Origin of the sequence: Chromobacterium sp. LK11 (genome assembly GCF_001043705.1) — a bacterium.
In the GTDB taxonomy this organism is placed as follows: Bacteria; Pseudomonadota; Gammaproteobacteria; order Burkholderiales; family Chromobacteriaceae; genus Chromobacterium; species Chromobacterium alkanivorans.
This window is the reverse complement of the sequence record NZ_LDUR01000017.1, coordinates 31204-49999: the sequence shown is the minus strand read 5'-3', so window position 1 is coordinate 49999 and position 18796 is coordinate 31204. Positions and strand designations below refer to the sequence as shown.

The following is an 18796-nucleotide window of genomic DNA, read 5'->3' as shown; positions in this document are numbered from 1 at the left end:
GTTCATTCGATGTCGGTGAGGTCGTCCAGCAAGGCGGCCAATTCGTTCTCTTCCAGCGCGACGCCGGCGAAGTCCGAGGTGTGGTAGGCGACGGCGGGCTGGCCGCCGGCGCGGCAGAGCGCGGCCAGTTCTTCCAGCGCCAGCCGGCACTGTTCGGCCAGCGCCGGGGTTTGATGCGCGTCGGCGTAGTCGAAGTCCAGCCGCAGGCGGCCTTGCTCGATGCGGGCGTTGACGGCGACGGCGTGCGGCAGCCGCTGGCGCGGGTCCTGCGCCGGCCCGGCTTCCCGTGGCGACAGCCGCGCCCGCAGCCGCGGCAGCACGCCGTCGGCGGCGTCGTCCAGCCGGCCCAGGTAGTTGAAGCTGAGCGGCCGCGGCGGCGCCTGGTCCAGCGCGGCGGCCCGGGCCGGATCGCCCAGATAGCGCAGCACGCCGAAGCCGATGCCGCCGCCGGGCACGCCGCGCAGCGCGGCCTTGGCCGCCGCCGCCGCCGGTTCCCAGCCGTCGCCGGCCGGTTCGACTCGCAGCGGGTGCAGGCAGGTGAACCAGCCCACGCTGCGCGACAGGTCCGGCGCGGGGCCGGCCGCCGCGCCGCGGCCGTGGCTTTCCAGGTCCAGGGCCAGCGCGGGCTGGCCGCTGAGCCGGCGCCAGGCCAGGGTCAGCGCCGCCAGCAGCAGCTCCTGCGGCTGGGCGCGGTAGCGTTCGGCGCCGCCCTCCAGCAGCGCGGCGCTGGCGTCGGCGTCCAGGCTGATCGTCGCGCGGCGGCGTTCCGCGACGCGGCCGACGGCGGCGAGTCCGGGCGGGACGGCCAGCGGGGCGACGGCGGCGCGCCAGTAATCGAACTCGCCGCTCAAGGAAGGCGCGCCGTCGGTCAGCGACTGCGCCCAGGCCCGGTAGCTGACGGCCACCGGCGGCAGCGAGATCTCGGCGTGGTCGGCGGCCTGGCCGTAGGCCTGGTCCAGGTCGTCCAGCAGAATGCGCCAGGACACCACGTCCAGCACCCAGTGGTGGGCGATCAGCAGCAGTTCGGCGCGGCCGTCCGGGCCGGCTTCGACCAGGACGGCGCGCAGCAGCGGGCCTTGCTCCAGATCCAGCGAAGCCTGCAAGCGCGCGCCGTGGGCTTGCAGCTCCGCCTCGCGCTCGGCCGGCGTTGTCGCCCGCAGCGTCAGCGTTTCAAGCGGCGGCGCGGCGCGCGGGCCGTAATGCTGGCTCCAGACGCCGTCGGGGCCGCGGCGCAGCCTCAGGCGCAGCGCGTCGTGCCGCAAGGCCGTCGCGGTCAGCGCCGCCTGCAAGGCGGCCGGGTCCGCGGCGGCGTCCAGGCTCAGCCGCAGGCTGAGGTTCCAGTGCTGCGGCGCGGGCCAGTCTTGTTGCAGGAACCAGCGCTGGATGGGCGCCAGCGGCGCTTCTGCCTGTTCCGGCTCCTCGATGTGCGCCCGCCGCGCGGCGACGCCGGCCGCCGCGGCCAGCCCGGCCACGGTGGGATGGGCGAACAGCGCGCGCGGCTCGATGTCGAAGCCGGCCTGCTTGGCGCGCGAAACGATCTGCAGCGCCAGGATGGAGTCGCCGCCGGCGGCGAAGTAATTGTCGTGCACGCCTATGCCGTTCCGTCCCAGCACCGCGCGCCAGATTTCCAGCAGCGCGGCCTCGGCCGGGTTCAGCGCCTGCTCCGCGTCCGGCGAGGCCGGCGCGGCCTCCTCCGGCGGCGGCAGCGCCGCGCGGTCTATCTTGCCGGCCGGGGTCAGCGGCCATTGCCGCAGCTGCACGATGGCCTGCGGCAGCTCGTGGGCCGGCAGCCGGGCGGCCAGGTGCGCGCGCAGCGCGGCGGCGTCGGTTTCGGCCTCCGGCTTGAGCCGCGCGTAGGCCACCAGCTGGCTGCGCTCGCCGTCCCGGCGGATCAGCGCCAGCGCCTCGTCCACGTCCGGGTGGTTGCTCAGCGCGGCGGCCACGCCGTCCAGTTCGATGCGGTAGCCGCGGAGCTTGACCTGGCCGCCGGCGCGGCCGAGGAAGCGGATGCCGCCGTCGGGCAGGTATTCGCCAAGGTCGCCGCTGCGGTACAGCCGCGCGCCGGGCAGGCCGGACACGGCGTCCGGCACGAAGCTGGCGGCGGTGCGGCCGGGCTGGCCGATATAGCCGCGCGCCAGCGCCTCGCCGCCTATGTGCAGCTCGCCGGGCACGCCGGGCGGCACCAGGCCGCCCCAGCGGTCCAGCAGATAGAGGCGAACGCCGGCCATGCCGCTGCCTATGGACGGCAGCGGTTCGACGGCGTCGCAGGCCTGGATGCTGGCGCAGACCGTGGCTTCGGTCGGGCCGTAGGCGTTGAGCACGCGGCGGGCGGCGGCCCAGCGCGCCAGCAGGCCGGGCGCGGCCGCTTCGCCGGCGGCGATCAGGGTGCGCAGGCCGGGCAGCTCGCTCTCGTCCAGCGCCGCCAGCAGCGCCGGCGGCAGGGTGGCGTGGCTCAGGCCGTGGCGCAGCGCGGCGCGGCGCAAGGCGCCGGCCGGATCTTGCGCCGCGTCGGCGTCCGGCAGGCACAGGGCCGCGCCGCTGCCCAGGGCCATGAAGATTTCCGACACCGAGGCGTCGAAGCTGAGCGGGGCGAACTGGTAGACCCGGCTGGCGGCGTCCACCTGGAAGGCCGCGCATTGGGCGCGGCACAGATTGGCGATGCCGCGGTGGCTGACGCCCACGCCCTTGGGCCAGCCGGTGGAGCCGGAGGTGTAGATCAGGTAGGCCAGGTTGTCGATGCTGGCGGCGCAGGGCGGCGCGGAGTCGGGCGCGTCGACGGCCTCGTCCAGCAACAGCAGGCGCGCCGGCAGCCGGCTCAGCATGGGCAGCCGGCTGGATTCGCTGAGCAGGACGGCGGCGCCGCTGTCGGCCAGCATGTAATCCAGCCGCTCGGCCGGATAGGCCGGGTCCAGCGGCAGGTAGACCGCGCCGGCCTTCAGCGTGGCCAGCAGCGCGGTCACCGCGTCCGCGCCGCGCGGCAGCAGCACGCCCACCACCACTTCCGGGCCGGCGCCCAGCGCTTGCAGCCGGTGGGCCAGCCGGTTGGCGCGGGCGTCCAGCCCGGCGTAATCGAGCGCGCCGTTCTCGTCCAGCAGGGCGGCCGCGCGCGGCGAGAGGGCGGCCTGGTCTTCGAACAGGCGCTGCGCCAGTTGCGGCGGCGCCAGCGGCGGCTGGGCGGCGTCGGCTATCCGCGTCCGCCGCGCCTCGGCCGGCAGCAGCTCGATGGAGGCGAGAGCCGCGTCCGGCGCGGCGACGATGCGTTCCGCCACGGCGAGCCAGCGTTGCAGCAACTCCTCGGCCGCCGCGTCGGCGACGCGACTGCGGTCGAAGGTGAGCTTGACGCTCAGGGCCGCGCCCGGAATCACGGCCAGCGTCAGCGGGTAGTTGGTGTGCTCGCTGAAGCGCGGGGTTTCAAAGCCCAGGCCGGCCGCCTCGTCGCGCAGCATTGCGTCGGCGGGGTAGTTCTCGAAGACCAGCAGGGTGTCGAACAACTGGGCGTTGTCGCGGCCGGCCCAGCGCTGGACGTCCACCAGCCGGTTGTGGGCGTAGTCCTGCACCCGGGCCTGGCCGGCCTGCACCTGGGCCAGCAGCGCGCGCGCGTCGGCGGCCGGGTTCAGCCGCACCCGCAAGGGCTGGGTGTTGATGAACAGGCCTATCATCTCGTCTATGCCGGGCAGATCGCCGTTGCGGCCGGACAAGGCGCTGCCGAACACGATGTCCTCGCCGTGGCCGCTGCGCGCCAGCGTCAGCGCCCAGGCGGCCTGGAACAGGGTGTTCAGCGTGCTGGCGCAGGCTTGCATCGCGGCGGCGGCGCGCGCGCTCCATTCCGGCGACAGCCGCAGCTCGCGTTCGACGAACTCCGCGCCGCCGCCGGCGGGGCCGGCCAGCAGGGTGGGTTGTTCCAGCCCGGAAAAATAGCGGCGCCAGAAGCGCTCGTCCGAGCGGGCGCGGCGGCCGGCGCGGTCCAGCCAGCCTATATAGGCGGAGAACGGGCGCGCCGGCGGCAGGGTCGGGGTTTCGCCGCGGCTGAGCGCGCGGTACAGCGTCAACAGTTCGCGGAAGAACAGCGGCAGCGACCAGCCGTCCAGCAGCAGGTGGTGGTAGCTCCAGATCCAGCGCCAGCGGTCCTGGCCCAGGCGGATCAGCGCCAGCCGCATCAGCGGCGCGGCGTCCAGCGCGAACGGCCGCGCGGCGTCGGCGGCCAGGTAGTCGGCCAGCGCGGCCTCGGGGTCGGCCAGGCCGGACCAGTCCAGCCGGCTGATAGGCAGCGGCGCCGCGCGCATCGCCGCCTGCAGCGGCTGGGCCAGGCCCCGCCAGTGGAAGCTGGAGCGCAGCAGCGGATGGCGCGCCAGCATCGCGCGCCAGGCGTCGGCGAAGGCGTCCGGATCCAGCGCGCCGTCGACCACGCTGCTGAGCTGTTCCAGATAAGCGCCGTCGGCGGCGTCGGCCACGCTGTGGAACAGCATACCCTGTTGCAGCGGCGACAGCGGATAGAGGTCGTCGAAGGAGCCGACGCGGCGTGCCAGCTCGTCGACGGCGGCCTGCTCCAGCCGCGCCAGCGGGTAATCGGCGGCCAGCAGCGGCGCGGCTTCAATCTCGTCCAGCGCCAGCGCCAACTCGCGGGCGAAGGCGTCGGCCCAGCCGGCGACGCTGGCCGCTTCGAACTGGCCGCCGGCGTAGCGCCAGTCCACGCGCAGCCTGCCGTCGAGCACCACCAGCACCAGATCCAGCGCGAAGGGGCGCAGATTGGCGGCGGCGCGTTCGCCGGCGATCAGTTCCGGCCGCAGTTGAAAGCGCTCGTTGTCCAGCGCGCGCGGCGCGCCCAGGTAGTTGAAGCTGATTTCCGGTAGGCCGGCCGCGTCCAGCTGGCGGCGCGCGTCCCGGTCCGGTCCCAGCCAGCGCGCCTGGCCGTATTCCGGCGCGATGGAGGTCAGCCGCGACAATGGCGCGGCGATGGCGGCCAATAGCTCGGCCGCGCCGGCGGAGGCGGCGTCGCCGGCCACGCTCAGCGGATACAGCGCGGTGAACCAGCCCACGGTGCGCGACAGGTCGAGGCCGGATTCGGCGTCGCGGCCATGGTGTTCCATCGTCACCGCGAAGCGCGGCGCGTCGAGCCGGGGCGCCAGCGCGCGCCACAGCGCTAACAGCAGCAGCGTGCTGACGCGCTGGCCGGCGGCGCGGGCACCGGCGCGCAACAGGCGACCGGTCAAGGCTGTGTCCAGTTCGCGGCTGAGCAGCCGCGAGCCTGCCTCGGTATTGGCCGCCGGCGTCGCCGCGTCGCGGCGCAGCGTCGGGAAGCCGGCCGCCGCCTGGCTGAGCCAGGGCGTCGGGTCCGCCTCGGCGGCGTCGGCTCTTTGCCGCTCCGCCCAGCGGCGCCAGTTGGCCGGCACGGCGGCGAGCCGCGGCGCTTCGCCGCGCGCCAGCGCGTCCAGCGCCTGGCCCAGGTCGTCCAGCAAAATGCCCCAGGACACCGCGTCCACCGCCAGATGGTGGACGATCAGCGCCAATAGCGGTGCTTGTCGGCCGCGGCGCAGCAGCAGCGCGCGCGCCAGCGGGCCGGCGCTTGGATCCAGTTCGCGCTGGGTCTGCTCTATTGCCGCGCGCGCCGCCTCCTCGCTCTCGTCCGCCAGTTCCAGTTCGCGGCAGGGCCAGCCGCCGGCCGCGTCGGCCAGCGCCGGGTCCGGCGCGAAGCGCAGACGGAAGGCGTCGTGGCGCGCGGCTACGGCGTCGAGCGCGGCTTGCAGCCGGGCCGGGTCCACGGGGTGGTTCAGTTGCAGCGCCAGCGCCTGGTTCCAGTGCCGCGGCTCGGCCAGATCCAGGCCGGCGAACCAGCGTTGGATTGGCGTCGCCGGCAGCGGGCCGGCGGCGGCATGCTCCTCCTCGGCCGCCGCCGTGTTCAGAGCAGCGGCCAACTGGCGGATGCTGGGTTCCAGCAGCAGCTGGCGCGGGCTCAGCGCCAGACCTTGCGCGCGGGCGCGGGCGACCACTTGCAGCGAGAGGATGGAATCGCCGCCCAGGGCGAAGAAATTGTCGTCGATGCCGGGCAGGGGCACGGCCAGGACCTCGGCCCAGATTCGGGCGAGTGCGCGCTCGGCGTCCGAACGCGGCTCGACGCGCGGCGCGTCGCTGGCGGCCTGAGCCGCCGGCAGCGCGGCGCGGTCTATCTTGCCGTGATGGGTCAGCGGGAAACGCTCCAGCGCCACGATGACGGCGGGCAGCATGTGCTCGGGCAGCTCGGCGGCCAGCGCGGCGCGCAAGGCGGCGGGTTCGCCGTCGCCGACGACGTAGGCGATCAGCCGCGGTTCGCCGGCGGCGGGGCGGTCCAGCAGCGCCAGCGCTTCGCGCACCGCGGGCAGCCGGCACAGCGCGGCTTCGATTTCGCCCAGCTCGATGCGGAAGCCGCGCAGCTTGACCTGATGGTCGGCGCGGCCCAGGTATTCGATCTCGCCGTCGGCGCGGCGGCGGGCCAGATCGCCGGAGCGATAGAGACGGGAGCCGTCGGCGGCGAAGGGATTGGGCAGGAAACGGGAGGCGGTCAGGCCGGGGCGGTTCCAGTAGCCGCGGGCGACGCCGGGTCCGCCGACGTAGATCTCGCCGGGCACGCCTATGGGCACCGGCTGCAGGAAGCGGTCCAGCAGGTGGAAGGCCAGATCGGGAATCGGCTGGCCGATGACCTGACCGCGACGGGCGTCGAGATCGGCCTGGCGGATCGCGCGCTGAGTCACATGCACGGTGGTTTCAGTGATGCCGTACATATTGACCAGCTCGGGGCGGTTATCACCGCGTTGCCGGAACCAGGGCTCCAGGCTGGCCAGCTCCAGCGCCTCGCCGCCGAAGATCACCAGGCGCAAGTCCGGCAAGGCATGAGCGGCGGCGGCGGGAATCAGCTGACGGAAGGCGGCCGGGGTCTGGTTCAGCACCGAGACGCGATGCTGTTGCAGCCAGCCGGCGAAGGCCTCGGGCGAGCGCGACACCCAGTAGGGCACCACCAGGCAAGTGCCGCCGAACAGCAACGGCCCCCAGATCTCCCACACCGAGAAATCGAAGGCGTAGGAGTGGAATAGCGACCACACATCGTCGGGCCCGAAGGCGAAGCGCTCCGAGGTGGCGGCGATCAGTCGCACCACATTGTGGTGGCTGACCACGCAGCCCTTGGGCGTGCCGGTGGAGCCGGAGGTATAGATCACGTAGGCGGCCTGCTGCGGATGCAGACGGCGCGGCGGCGGCGTGTCGTCGCCGGACGAAACGGCGACGTCCAGCCAGCGCAGAGCCAGGCCGGCGGGCAGCGCTTCGGCGGATTCGGCGTCGCCGACGACGACATGGATGGCGCTGTCGCGCACCAGGAATTCGAGGCGTTCGGCCGGATAGCCGGGGTCCAGCGGCACATAGGCGGCGCCGGCCTTGAGGATGGCGAGGATGGCGACCAGCAGATCGGGCTGACGTTGGCAGCAGAGTCCGACGCGCTGCTCCGGGCCGACGCCGAGTTGCAGCAATTGCCGGGCCAGCTGGTTGGCGCGGGCGTCCAGCTCGCGGTAGCGCAGGGCGGTGGTGTCGCCCTGGACGGCGACGCGTTCGGGAAAGGCCCGGGCGGCGTGTTCGAACCAGCTGCACAGATCGGGGTGGGGTGGGGCGACGGCGAGGGGAAGCGGGCTTTGCGCCTGGGCGGCTTGCTCGGCGCTCGGCAGCGGCAGCCGCGTCAGCGGGCAATCCGGCTGCGCGGTCGCCGCCTGCAGCAGTTCGCGGTAGTGCTCCAGCCAACGGGCGGCGGTGTCGGCGCCGATCAAGCCGGCGCGGTATTCCAGCGTGGCGCGCAGGCCGTCGCCGGCTGGCTCCAGCATCAGGCTCAGGTCGAACTTGGCGTCGGAGGGGAACAGCGGCAGCGCTTCCGCCTCCACGCCCCGCCAGTCCAGGCGGCCCAGCGGCGCATTCTGCAATGCGAACAGCGCGCGGAACGGCGCGTCCTGGGCCTGGGTGCGCGGGCCGGCCAGTTTCACCACCTGATCGAAGGGCGCGTGCTGATGGGCGAAGGCGTCCAGGCAGTCGGCGCGGTTGCGCGCCAGCAATTGGGCGAAGCTGGGCGTGCCGCTCAGATCCTGGCGCAGGATCAGGGTGTTGACGAAGAAGCCGAGGGTGGCTTCGAACTCGGCGCGGTCGCGGTTGGCCACCGGGCTGCCGACGCAGACCTCGTCGCGGCCGCTCAGCCGTTGCAGCAGCGCCTGAAAACCGGACAACAGCGCCATGAACAAGGTGGCGTCGGCGGCGCGGGCCTGGGCGCGCAGCGCGTCGGTCAGCGCCGCCGGCAGCGTCAGGCTGACGTGGCCGGCCGCCTCGCTCCGGTTTTGGCCGGCGGCGAAATCGCCGGGCAGCTCCATCTCGCCGTCCAGGTCCGCCAGCCGTTCGCGCCAGTAGTCCAGCGCGTCGGCGTCGCCGCCGGCGCGGGTTTCGCGTTCCCATTCCGAAAAATCGGCGTATTGCAGCGCCTCGGGCAGGGCCGGCTCGGGCAGGCCGGCGGCCAGCGCCGGGTAGAGCGCGCCCAGTTCGCGCACCAGCACGCCCAGCGACCAGCCGTCGCAGGCGATGTGGTGGATGACGATGGACAGCACATGGTGCTGCGGGCCGAGGACGAACAGGCGCGCGCGGATCACTGGATCGCGCCGCAGATCGAAACGCAGGGCGGCTTCCGCGCGCAGCAGCGCCGCCAGGCCGGCCTCGTCGCAGGCGCTGCGCGGCAGCTCGCAGCCGGCTTGCGGGCGGATCAACTGGCAGGGTTCGCCGTCGACCAGATCGTATTGGGTGCGCAGGATTTCGTGGCGCGCCACCAGGGCGTTCAGCGCGGCTTGCAGCGCGTCGGGGTCCAGCGCGCCGCGCAGCCGCAGCGCCAGCGGGATGTGGTAGGCCGTCGAGTCCGGCGCCAGGTCCGCCAGCGTCCACAAGCGGCGCTGGGCGCCGGATTGCGGGAAGACATAGGCGTCGAAAGAGGCGTGGGCGTCAATTGCGTTCATGGTTGGCCTTGATTGGACTGCTTGAAGGAGGCGTCGCCGTCGGCGCAGGGAGTGACGCGCGCCAGCTGGCGGCGCGCCTGCCGCACCGGCGCGGCGGCCGATGTCTGTCCGCGCAGCGCGTCGGCGTGCTGCGCCAGTTCCGCCGCGCGCGGATGTTCGAACAAGAGGCGCAGCGGCAGCGCCAGGCCCAGGCGCTCGCGCAGCCGGTTGGCGGCGCGCACCGCCAGGATGGAGTCGCCGCCCAGCTCGAAGAAGCTTTCATCGCGGCTTACCTGCGGCAGCCGCAACAGCTCGGCGAACACCTCCGCCACCAGGAATTCGCTGGGCGTGCGCGGCGCTTCGAACACGCGCCGGGTCAGCGGTTCCGGCGCCGGCAGCGCGGCGCGGTCTATCTTGCCGTGGTGGGTCAGCGGGAAACGCTGCAGCGTCACGATGACGGCGGGCAGCATGTGTTCGGGCAGCTCGGTGGCCAGCGCGGCGCGCAGCGCGGCCGGTTCGGCGTCGCCGACGACGTAGGCGATCAGCCGCGGCTCGCCGGCGGCGGGGCGGTCCAGCAGCGCCAGCGCTTCGCGCACCGCGGGTAGCCGGCACAGGGCGGCCTCGATCTCGCCCAGCTCGATGCGGAAGCCGCGCAGCTTGACCTGATGGTCGGCGCGGCCCAGATATTCGATCTCGCCGTCGGCGCGGCGGCGGGCCAGATCGCCGGAGCGATAGAGGCGGGAGCCGTCGGCGGCGAAGGGGTTTGGCAGGAAACGGGAGGCGGTCAGGCCGGGGCGGTTCCAGTAGCCGCGGGCGACGCCGGGCCCGCCGACGTAGATCTCGCCGGGCACGCCTATGGGCACCGGCTGCAGGAAGCGGTCCAGCAGATGGAAGGCCAGATCGGAAATCGGCTGGCCGATGACTTGCCCTTTGCGAGCGTCGAGATCGGCCTGGCGGATGGCGCGCTGAGTCACATGCACGGTGGTTTCGGTGATGCCGTACATATTGACCAGCTCCGGCCGCTGGTCGCCGCGTTGCCGGAACCAGGGCTCCAGGCTGGCCAGCTCCAGCGCCTCGCCGCCGAAGATCACCAGACGCAAGTCCGGCAGGGCGTGGTCGGCGGCGGCGGGGATCAGCTGGCGGAAGGCGGCCGGGGTCTGGTTCAGCACCGACACGCGATGCTGCTGCAGCCAGCCGGCGAAGGCCTCGGGCGAGCGCGACACCCAGTAGGGCACCACCAGGCAAGTGCCGCCGAACAGCAGCGGCCCCCAGATCTCCCACACCGAGAAGTCGAAGGCGTAGGAGTGGAACAGCGACCAGACGTCGTCGGGGCCGAAGGCGAAGCGCTCCGAGGTGGCGGCGATCAGCCGCACCACATTGTGGTGGCTTATTACGCAGCCCTTGGGGGTGCCGGTGGAGCCTGAGGTGTAGATGACGTAGGCGGCCTGCTGCGGATGCAGACGGCGCGGCGGCGGCGTGTCGTCGCCGGACGAGACGGCGACGTCCAGCCAGCGCAGCGCCAGGCCGGCGGGCAGCGCTTCGGCGGATTCGGCGTCGCCGACGACGACATGGATGGCGCTGTCGCGCACCAGGAACTCCAGGCGTTCGGCCGGATAGCCGGGGTCCAGCGGCACATAGGCGGCGCCGGCCTTGAGGATGGCGAGGATGGCGACCAGCAGGTCCGGCTGACGTTGGCAGCAGAGTCCGACGCGCTGCTCCGGGCCGACGCCGAGTTGCAGCAATTGCCGGGCCAGCTGGTTGGCGCGGGCGTCCAGCTCGCGGTAGCGCAGGGCCGTGGTTTCGCCCTGGACGGCGACGCGTTCGGGAAAGGCCCGGGCGGCGTGTTCGAACCAGCTGCACAGGTCGGGATGGGGCGGCGTGATGGCGAGGGGAAGCGGGCTCTGCGTCTGGGCGGCCTGTTCGGCGTTCAGTAGCGGCGCGGCCAGCCAGTCGGCGTCGGGGTCGGAGGCCAGCGCCGTCAGCGCCTGCCGCAGATAGCCGGCGATGTCCTCGATCTGCTCCGCGTCGAATTCGGCCTCGTCCCAGGCCAGCGTCAGTTCCAGGCCTTGGTTGCGCGGATCGCGGCTGAACTGCACCAGGCAGGGGAAGTCGGTTTCCTCGAATACTTCCACGCCTTCCACCGTCACCTCCGGCAAGCGCAGCGCCTGTTCGTAGACGTGGAAGTGGATGTAGTTGAAGCCGACCTCGAAACCGCGTCGTCCCTGGTTCTGCTGCATGATGGCGGCCAGCGGCAGGCGGCGCAGCGGCTGCAAGGCGGTTTCCTCGGCAAAGACGCGGCGCGCCAGTTGCGCCCAGCTGCCGGCCCGCAGCTCCACGCTCAGCGGCACGGTGTTCAGAAACAGGCCCAGCGCGGCGGCGCTGTCTTCGCGCTCGGGGCGGCCGTGGGTGACGTAGCCGGTGCTGGCGGCGGCGGAGCCGGTCAGCAGCGCCAGCACGCGCAGGTGGGCGGCGAGCAGCACGGTTTTCAGCGGCAGCGCCAGCCGCGCGGCGGCGGCGTCCAGCGAGCAGGACAGCTCGGCCGGCAACATGCGGCTGAGACGGCGGACGCTGCGCGGGCCGGCCGCGGCGGGCTGAGCGCGCAGCCGGGGCAAGATGGAGGCTTCCACGCCGGCCAGCCGTCGCCGCCAGGCCGCTTTCAGCTCGGCGTCGTTCTCGGCCTGCTTTTCCTGCTCGATGAACAGCGCGCTCAGCGCGCCGGACGCGTCGTTGCCGCCGGCGCTCTCCGGCTGGCGCGCCAGCCGCAGCAGGTCGGTGACCAGGGTGGCCACGCTCCAGCCGTCCAGAATCGCGTGGTGGAAACTCAGCGTCAGCCGCGCGCGGCCGGTTTCCAGCCGGAACAGCGCCAGCCGCAGCAGCGGCGGTTGTTGCGGCTGGAAGGGCCGGGCTTTTTCCGCGGCGACGAAGTCGGCCAGCGCCCGGCTTTGCGCGTCGGCGTCCAGCGCGCGCAGATCGACGACCTTGAGCGGGACGTCGCCGTCGCGGTGGATCAGTTGCAGCGGTTCCGAATAGTGGTTCCAGTGGAAGGTGGTGCGCAGCGCGGCGTGGCGTTCCGTCAAGCGGCGAACCGCGGTGCGCCAGGCGGTCTCGTCCCAGGGCAGGCGCAGATCGAAGCTGAAGATGTCGTGGAAGATCGCGCCGTTCTGCGACAGCTCGCTGTGGAACAGCATGCCGGCTTGCAGCCGCGACATCGGCAGCGCTTCGATCACGTCGTCCGGCAGGCGCAGCCGGTCGGCTTCGGCAATCAGCGAGAAAGCTTGCCGCGCGGCGGTCTCGCCGTTATCGGCAGGCTCCGGCGTTTCGCACAACTGACGGATGGTGGGCCGGCCGAACAGCGCTTGCACGCTCAGCGCCAGGCCCTGGTCGCGAGCGCGGGCGACCACTTGCAGCGAGAGGATGGAATCGCCGCCCAGGGCGAAGAAATTGTCGTCGATGCCGGGGGCGGGCACGGCCAGGACCTCGGCCCAGATGTGGGCGAGCGCGCGCTCGGCGTCCGAACGCGGCTCGACGCGCGGCGCGTCGCTGGCGGCCTGCGCCGTCGGCAGCGCGGCGCGGTCCACCTTGCCGTGGTGGGTCAGCGGGAAGCGCTCCAGCGCCACGATGACGGCGGGCAGCATGTGTTCGGGCAGCTCGGCGGCCAGCGCGGCGCGCAAGGCGGCGGGTTCGCCGTCGCCGACGACGTAGGCGATCAGCCGCGGTTCGCCGGCGGCGGGGCGGTCCAGCAGCGCCAGCGCTTCGCGCACCGCGGGCAGCCGGCACAGCGCGGCTTCGATTTCGCCCAGCTCGATGCGGAAGCCGCGCAGTTTGACCTGATGGTCGGCGCGGCCCAGGTATTCGATCTCGCCGTCGGCGCGGCGGCGGGCCAGATCGCCGGAGCGATAGAGGCGGGAGCCGTCGGCGGCGAAGGGATTGGGCAGGAAGCGGGAGGCGGTCAGGCCGGGGCGGTTCCAGTAGCCGCGAGCGACGCCGGGGCCGCCGACGTAGATCTCGCCGGGCACGCCTATGGGCACCGGCTGCAGGAAGCGGTCCAGCAGATGGAAGGCCAGATCGGGAATCGGCTGGCCGATGACCTGTCCGCGACGGGCGTCGAGATCGGCCTGGCGGATGGCGCGCTGAGTCACATGCACGGTGGTTTCGGTGATGCCGTACATATTGACCAGCTCGGGCCGCTGGTCGCCGCGTTGGCGGAACCAGGGTTCCAGGCTGGCCAGCTCCAGCGCCTCGCCGCCGAAGATCACCAGGCGCAAGTCCGGCAAGGCATGAGCGGCAGCGGCGGGAATCAGCTGACGGAAGGCGGCCGGGGTCTGGTTCAGCACCGACACCCGATGCTGTTGCAGCCAGCCGGCGAAGGCTTCCGGCGAGCGCGATACCCAGTAGGGCACCACCAGGCAAGCGCCGCCGAACAGCAGCGGCCCCCAGATCTCCCACACCGAGAAATCGAAGGCGTAGGAGTGGAATAGCGACCACACATCATCGGGCCCGAAGGCGAAGCGCTCCGAGGTGGCGGCGATCAGTCGCACCACATTGTGGTGGCTGACCACGCAGCCCTTGGGGGTGCCGGTGGAGCCGGAGGTGTAGATCACGTAGGCGGCCTGCTGCGGATGCAGACGGCGCGGCGGCGGCGTGGCGTCGCCGGACGAGACGGCGACGTCCAGCCAGCGCAGGGCCAGGCCGGCGGGCAGCGCTTCGGCGGATTCGGCGTCGCCGACGACGACATGGATGGCGCTGTCGCGAACCAGGAACTCCAAGCGCTCGGCGGGGTAGCCGGGATCCAGCGGCACATAGGCGGCGCCGGCCTTGAGGATGGCGAGGATGGCGACCAGCAGATCGGGCTGACGCTGGCAGCAGAGTCCGACGCACTGCTCCGGGGCGACGCCGAGCTGCAGCAATTGCCGGGCCAGCTGGTTGGCGCGTGTGTCCAGTTCGCGGTAGCGCAGCGCGGCGGTTTCGCCCTGGACGGCGATGCGTTCGGGAAAGGCCCGGGCGGCGTGTTCGAACCAGCTGCACAGATCGGGGTGGGGCGGGGCGACGGCGAGGGGAGGCGCGGCGCGGCGGGCAGGCTTGGCCAGGGTTTGCTCGGGATCGCGCAGCAGGCTGTGCAGCAAGGGTTCCACGCCGTCGATGAAGGCGGCGGCGTCCAGTTCCGCGAAGCTGGCCAGATTGTAGTCGAGGTCCACTTTCACCGGCTGGCGGGAGTCCGCCTCGCGGACGAATATCTTCAGCGGGTAGTGCTGCGACAAGGCGCGCATCGCGGTCATATTGCTGACGGTGCCGTCGAACATGGCGTCGTAATCGTGTTTCTCGAACGACAGGCTGATCTCGTAGGGCAGTTGGTCGCGGCTGAGGCCTTCGGTTTCGCCTATCGGGAAGCGGTGATGGCGGAAGTCGGCTCTTAGTTCGCGCTGGATCAGGCTGAGCAGTTCGGCGAAGCTCCAGTGCGGCCGGAGCTTCAGCCGCAGCGGGCACAAGCTGGCGAACAGGCCGGGGGTGTTCTTGGCCAGCGCGCTGCGGCGGTTGAGGATGGGCAGCGCCAGCAGCAGGTCGTCGGCGCCGAACTCCCGCAGCGCATGGGTGTAGATCAGGCCGATGAAAAAGTGGAAGACGGTGGCCTGGTGCGCGGCGGCCAGTTCGCCGATGCGGCTATAGCTTTCCGCCGACAGCTGGAAGCTGTGCTGGCCGCAGGCCAGTTGTCCGCCGGCGTCGGCGAACAGCCGGGTTTGATAGCCGGCCAGCTTGTCCTGCCAGTACTGCCTGTCCTTCGCGTAATGGCGCGATTCGTAGTAGCCGTCCTCTTCCTCCGCCAATTCGGCTGGCGTCATCATCGGGGCCGGCTCCGGCAGCGCGCCCAGGCGCAGGCCGTTGTAGTAGCGGCATTTCTCTCCGTAGAGCCGGGCGATGGCCCAGCCGTCGAAGGCGATGTGGTGGAAGCGGCCGTAGAGGATGAAATCCTCGTCCCCGTGACGCAGCAGCGTATAGGCGGCCAGCGGCGTTTGGCCGTCGAAGGCGAAGGCGCGGGCGAAGTCGCGCTCGGTCCATTCCCTGGCCGCGCGCTCCGGGTCCGGCTCGCTGCGGGTGTCTATCACCGTCAGCGGGCAAGGGTGGCGCGGGCACAGCACCTGGCGCGGCTGACCGTCCGCCTCGTCGACGGCGATGCGCAGCGCGGGCGTGTGCTCCATCAGCGCGCTCAGCGCGGCTCTCAGGGTCTCGATATCGAGTGCGCCCTGGATCTTTATGAAACCACCGATGTTGAATAATTCGGGCGTGGAGAATAACGATTGATGAAAATAAATTTCCAGCTGCCGGCGTGTAAGCGGGAAGGTTTCCATTTGAGTTATTCCAATCTTATTTTAGAAAGTATTATGCCGAAATATGCTTTTCGGACTGCCTGTGTGTCGCGTAAATCTACACCGATGTGAATTAAATTAGTGAAGCAATTTAACTGGTAAATAAGTCAGGTTTTTAATGATTGCAATACATGATAGCGTCATTCTATTAAGATAATGGGATAGCAGATGCAGTGATTTCCATTATGTTTTTTCAAATATTCCTGCCAAATACGATTTAAATTCAGTCTGTTTAATTCGTATTGTTTTTATTTTTACTTTTAAGAGTGCGAGGAGTTTTGGAATGAGTTCGAATGATGCGGAAAAACCATTGGCCGCCAGCCGGCGGGACTTTTTGACCGGGGCTTTGAAATTGACTTCGGCGGGGGCGCTGGCGGGGTGGTTGCCGGCCGAACGGATCATGGCGGCGCGGCTGACTTGCAGCCAGCCCAATAACTTCCCCGCCGATATTCCCCTATATAAGCAGAGCTTCAAAAACTGGGCCGGCGACATCAAGGTGGACGATGTCTGGACCTGCGCGCCGCGCTCCGCGGACGAGGTGGTGAAGGTGGCCAACTGGGCCAAGGACAACGGCTACAAGGTGCGCGCGCGCGGCATGATGCACAACTGGTCGCCGCTGACGCTGGCCGCCGGCGTCAGCTGCCCGGCGGTGGTGCTGCTGGACACCACGCGTTATCTGACCGCGATGTCCATCGACGCCTCGGGTCCGGTGGCCAAGGTCACCGCCCAGGCCGGCATCACCATGGAAGCCTTGCTCACCGGAATGGAAAAGGCCGGCCTGGGCGTGACCGCCGCGCCGGCGCCGGGGGACCTGACCCTGGGCGGCGTGCTGGCCATCAACGGCCACGGCACCGCGATTCCGGCCAAGGGCGAACGCCGGCTGGCCGGCGCCAGCTACGGCTCGATCAGCAATCTGGTGCTCAGCCTCACCGCCGTGGTCTACGACAAGGCCAGCGGCGCCTACGCGCTGCGCAAGTTTGCCCGCAACGATCCGCAGATCGCGCCGCTGCTGGCGCACGTGGGCCGCTCGCTGATCGTGGAAGCCACTTTGCAGGCGGCGCCCAACCAGCGCCTGCGCTGTCAGAGCTGGTTCAACATTCCCTACGGCGAAATGTTCGCCGCGGCGGGCAGCGGCGGACGCACTTTCGCCAGCTATCTGGACAGCGCGGGCCGGGTGGAGGCGATCTGGTTCCCGTTCACCAGCAATCCCTGGCTCAAGGTGTGGACGGTGACGCCGAACAAGCCCTTGTTCTCCCGCCAGACCGACAAGCCGTTCAACTATCCCTTCTCCGACAATCTGCCGGACGAAGTGACCGATCTGGCCAACAAGATCCTGTCGCTGGGTGACGGCAAGCTGACGCCGGCCTTCGGCAAGGCGCAGTTCGCCGCGGCCAGCGCCGGCCTGGTGGCGACGGCCAGCTGGGACTTGTGGGGCTGGTCCAAAAACCTGCTGCTCTACGTCAAGCCCACCACGCTGCGCGTCACCGCCAACGGCTACGCGGTGCTGACCCGCCGCGAAAACGTGCAGCGCGTGCTCAATGAATTCGTCACCTTCTATCAGGCGCGGGTGCAGGCTTATCAGCAGCAGGGCCGCTATCCTATGAACGGGCCGGTGGAGATCCGCGTGACCGGGCTGGACGATCCCAGCGAGGCGGCGCTCGGCGGCGGCGTGGCGCCGGCCTTGTCCGCCATCCGCCCGCGGCCGGACCATCCGGAGTGGAACGTCGCCGTGTGGCTGGACATCCTGACGCTGCCGGGCACGCCGTACGCCAACCAGTTCTATCGCGAGATCGAACAGTGGATAGAGGCCAATTTCAACGGTTCCTACGCGGCGGTGCGTCCGGAGTGGTCCAAGGGCTGGGGCTATACCGATCAGGCGGCGTGGGCGGATTCCGCCATGCTGCAGACGACCATCCCCAACGCCTTCCGCGCCGGACAGCCGTCGGCGGCCAACTGGGACGCGGCCAAGGCGGCGCTGGCGGCCTATGACCCGTATCGCCTGTTCTCCTCGCCCTTGCTGGACAGCCTCGCTCTCTGACGCTAGAGAATAGTGGAAACGGCGCGCCTCCTTCGGGACGGCGCGCCGTTTTTCGCCGCGCGCTCGCTTCCGCCTGGCCGCGAACGCTACACTGTAAGCATCCCCACCGCGCCGGATTCGCTCTATTCCGCCCAGCCATGCCATCCTGCTACGCCCAAGTCGATTGCAATTCCTTTTACGCTTCCTGCGAGCGGGTGTTCAACCCGCGGCTGGCCGGCGCGCCGATTGTCGTGTTGTCCAACAACGACGGCTGCATCGTGTCGCGCTCGGCCGAAGCCAAGGCGCTGGGCGTGCCCATGGGCGCGCCTTATTTCCTGCACAAGGCGCGGCTGGAGCAGTTGGGCGTGGCGGTGTTTTCCTCCAATTACACCCTGTACGGCGATTTGTCCGGCCGCGCGATGCGCTTGCTGGCCGGCTTCGCGCGCGCGCAGGAGGTGTATTCGATAGACGAATGCTTTCTGGACATCGCCGGCGAGCCGGAACCGGAACGGCTGGCGCAAGCGATGCGCGACGCGATGCTGCGCGGCCTGGGCCTGCCGGTGTGCGTCGGCATCGGCCCCAGCAAGACCCTGGCCAAGCTGGCCAACCACCTGGCCAAGCAGGATCCGTCCAGCGAGGGGGTGATGAATCTGCAAGCGTTGGACGCGGAGGAGCGCCGCGGCGTGCTGGCCGCGGTGCCGGTGGAGGAGGTTTGGGGCGTGGGCCGCAAGCTGTCGCTCAAGCTGAGGCTGGAGCGCATCGGCCACGCCGCGGCGCTGGCGGCGGCGGACCGGGATTGGCTGATCCGTCGCTTTGGCGTCACCGTGGCGCGCATCGCCGACGAACTGGACGGCCTGTCTTGCCTGAGCCTGGAAGAGGCGCTGCCGCCGCGGCAGTCCTTGATGTCCACGCGCTCTTTCGGCCACAAGGTGACGCGGCTGGAGGAGGCGCGCGAGGCGGTGGCGATGCACGCGGCGCAGGTGGCGGAGCGCTTGCGGCGGCAGGGCTCGCTGGCCGGCTTCCTGCAAGTGAGCCTGCAGCGCGGCGTCTACCAGCAAGGCACGGTGCAGCGCGACAGCGAGGTGGTGCCGCTGTTGCCGGCCAGCGCGGACAGCCGGGTGCTGGTGGCCGCGGCCGGGCGGGCGGTCGAGCGCTTGTGGCGGCCCGGCGCCGGCTACCAGAAATGCGGGGTGATGGCCTGGCAGCTGGTGGACGCGGAGCGGGCGCAGCCGGATCTGTTCGCCGAGGGGGCGGACCCGGAGAAAGGGCGGCGCCTGATGGCGGCGCTGGACGCGATCAACCAGCGCATGGGCCGCGGCACGGTCAAGCTGTTGGCGGAAGGGCTGGAGCAGCCGTGGAAGATGAAGCAGGACATGCTGTCGCCGGCCTACACCACGCGCTGGGAGGACATCCCGGTGGCGAAGGCGAAGTAGCGA

General features: G+C 70.9%; 4 protein-coding genes. 2 read left to right on the top strand and 2 right to left on the bottom strand.

Translation table 11 applies throughout. The features are described 5' to 3' along the window. Positions 1-2: 2 nt before the first annotated feature. Positions 3-9002 (bottom strand): non-ribosomal peptide synthetase, encoded by a 9000-nt coding sequence (locus VK98_RS12715; protein WP_048414389.1) that lies wholly within the window; start codon positions 9000-9002, stop codon positions 3-5. Next, entirely contained in the window at positions 8999-15325 is a 6327-nt protein-coding gene (locus tag VK98_RS12710; RefSeq protein ID WP_053077366.1) for a non-ribosomal peptide synthetase, read from the bottom strand. Before VK98_RS12710 ends, VK98_RS12715 begins: the two co-directional genes overlap by 4 nt. A 301-nt stretch (positions 15326-15626) precedes the next feature. On the opposite strand from VK98_RS12710, the gene VK98_RS12705 reads away from it, so the two are divergent. Continuing rightward, positions 15627-17381 (top strand): cholesterol oxidase substrate-binding domain-containing protein, encoded by a 1755-nt coding sequence (locus VK98_RS12705; RefSeq protein WP_048414388.1) that lies wholly within the window; start codon positions 15627-15629, stop codon positions 17379-17381. Positions 17382-17518: 137 nt separating this feature from the next. Continuing rightward, a complete protein-coding gene (locus VK98_RS12700; RefSeq protein WP_048414387.1) occupies positions 17519-18793 on the top strand; it encodes a Y-family DNA polymerase in 1275 nt (424 codons plus the stop codon). Positions 18794-18796 lie beyond the last annotated feature (3 nt).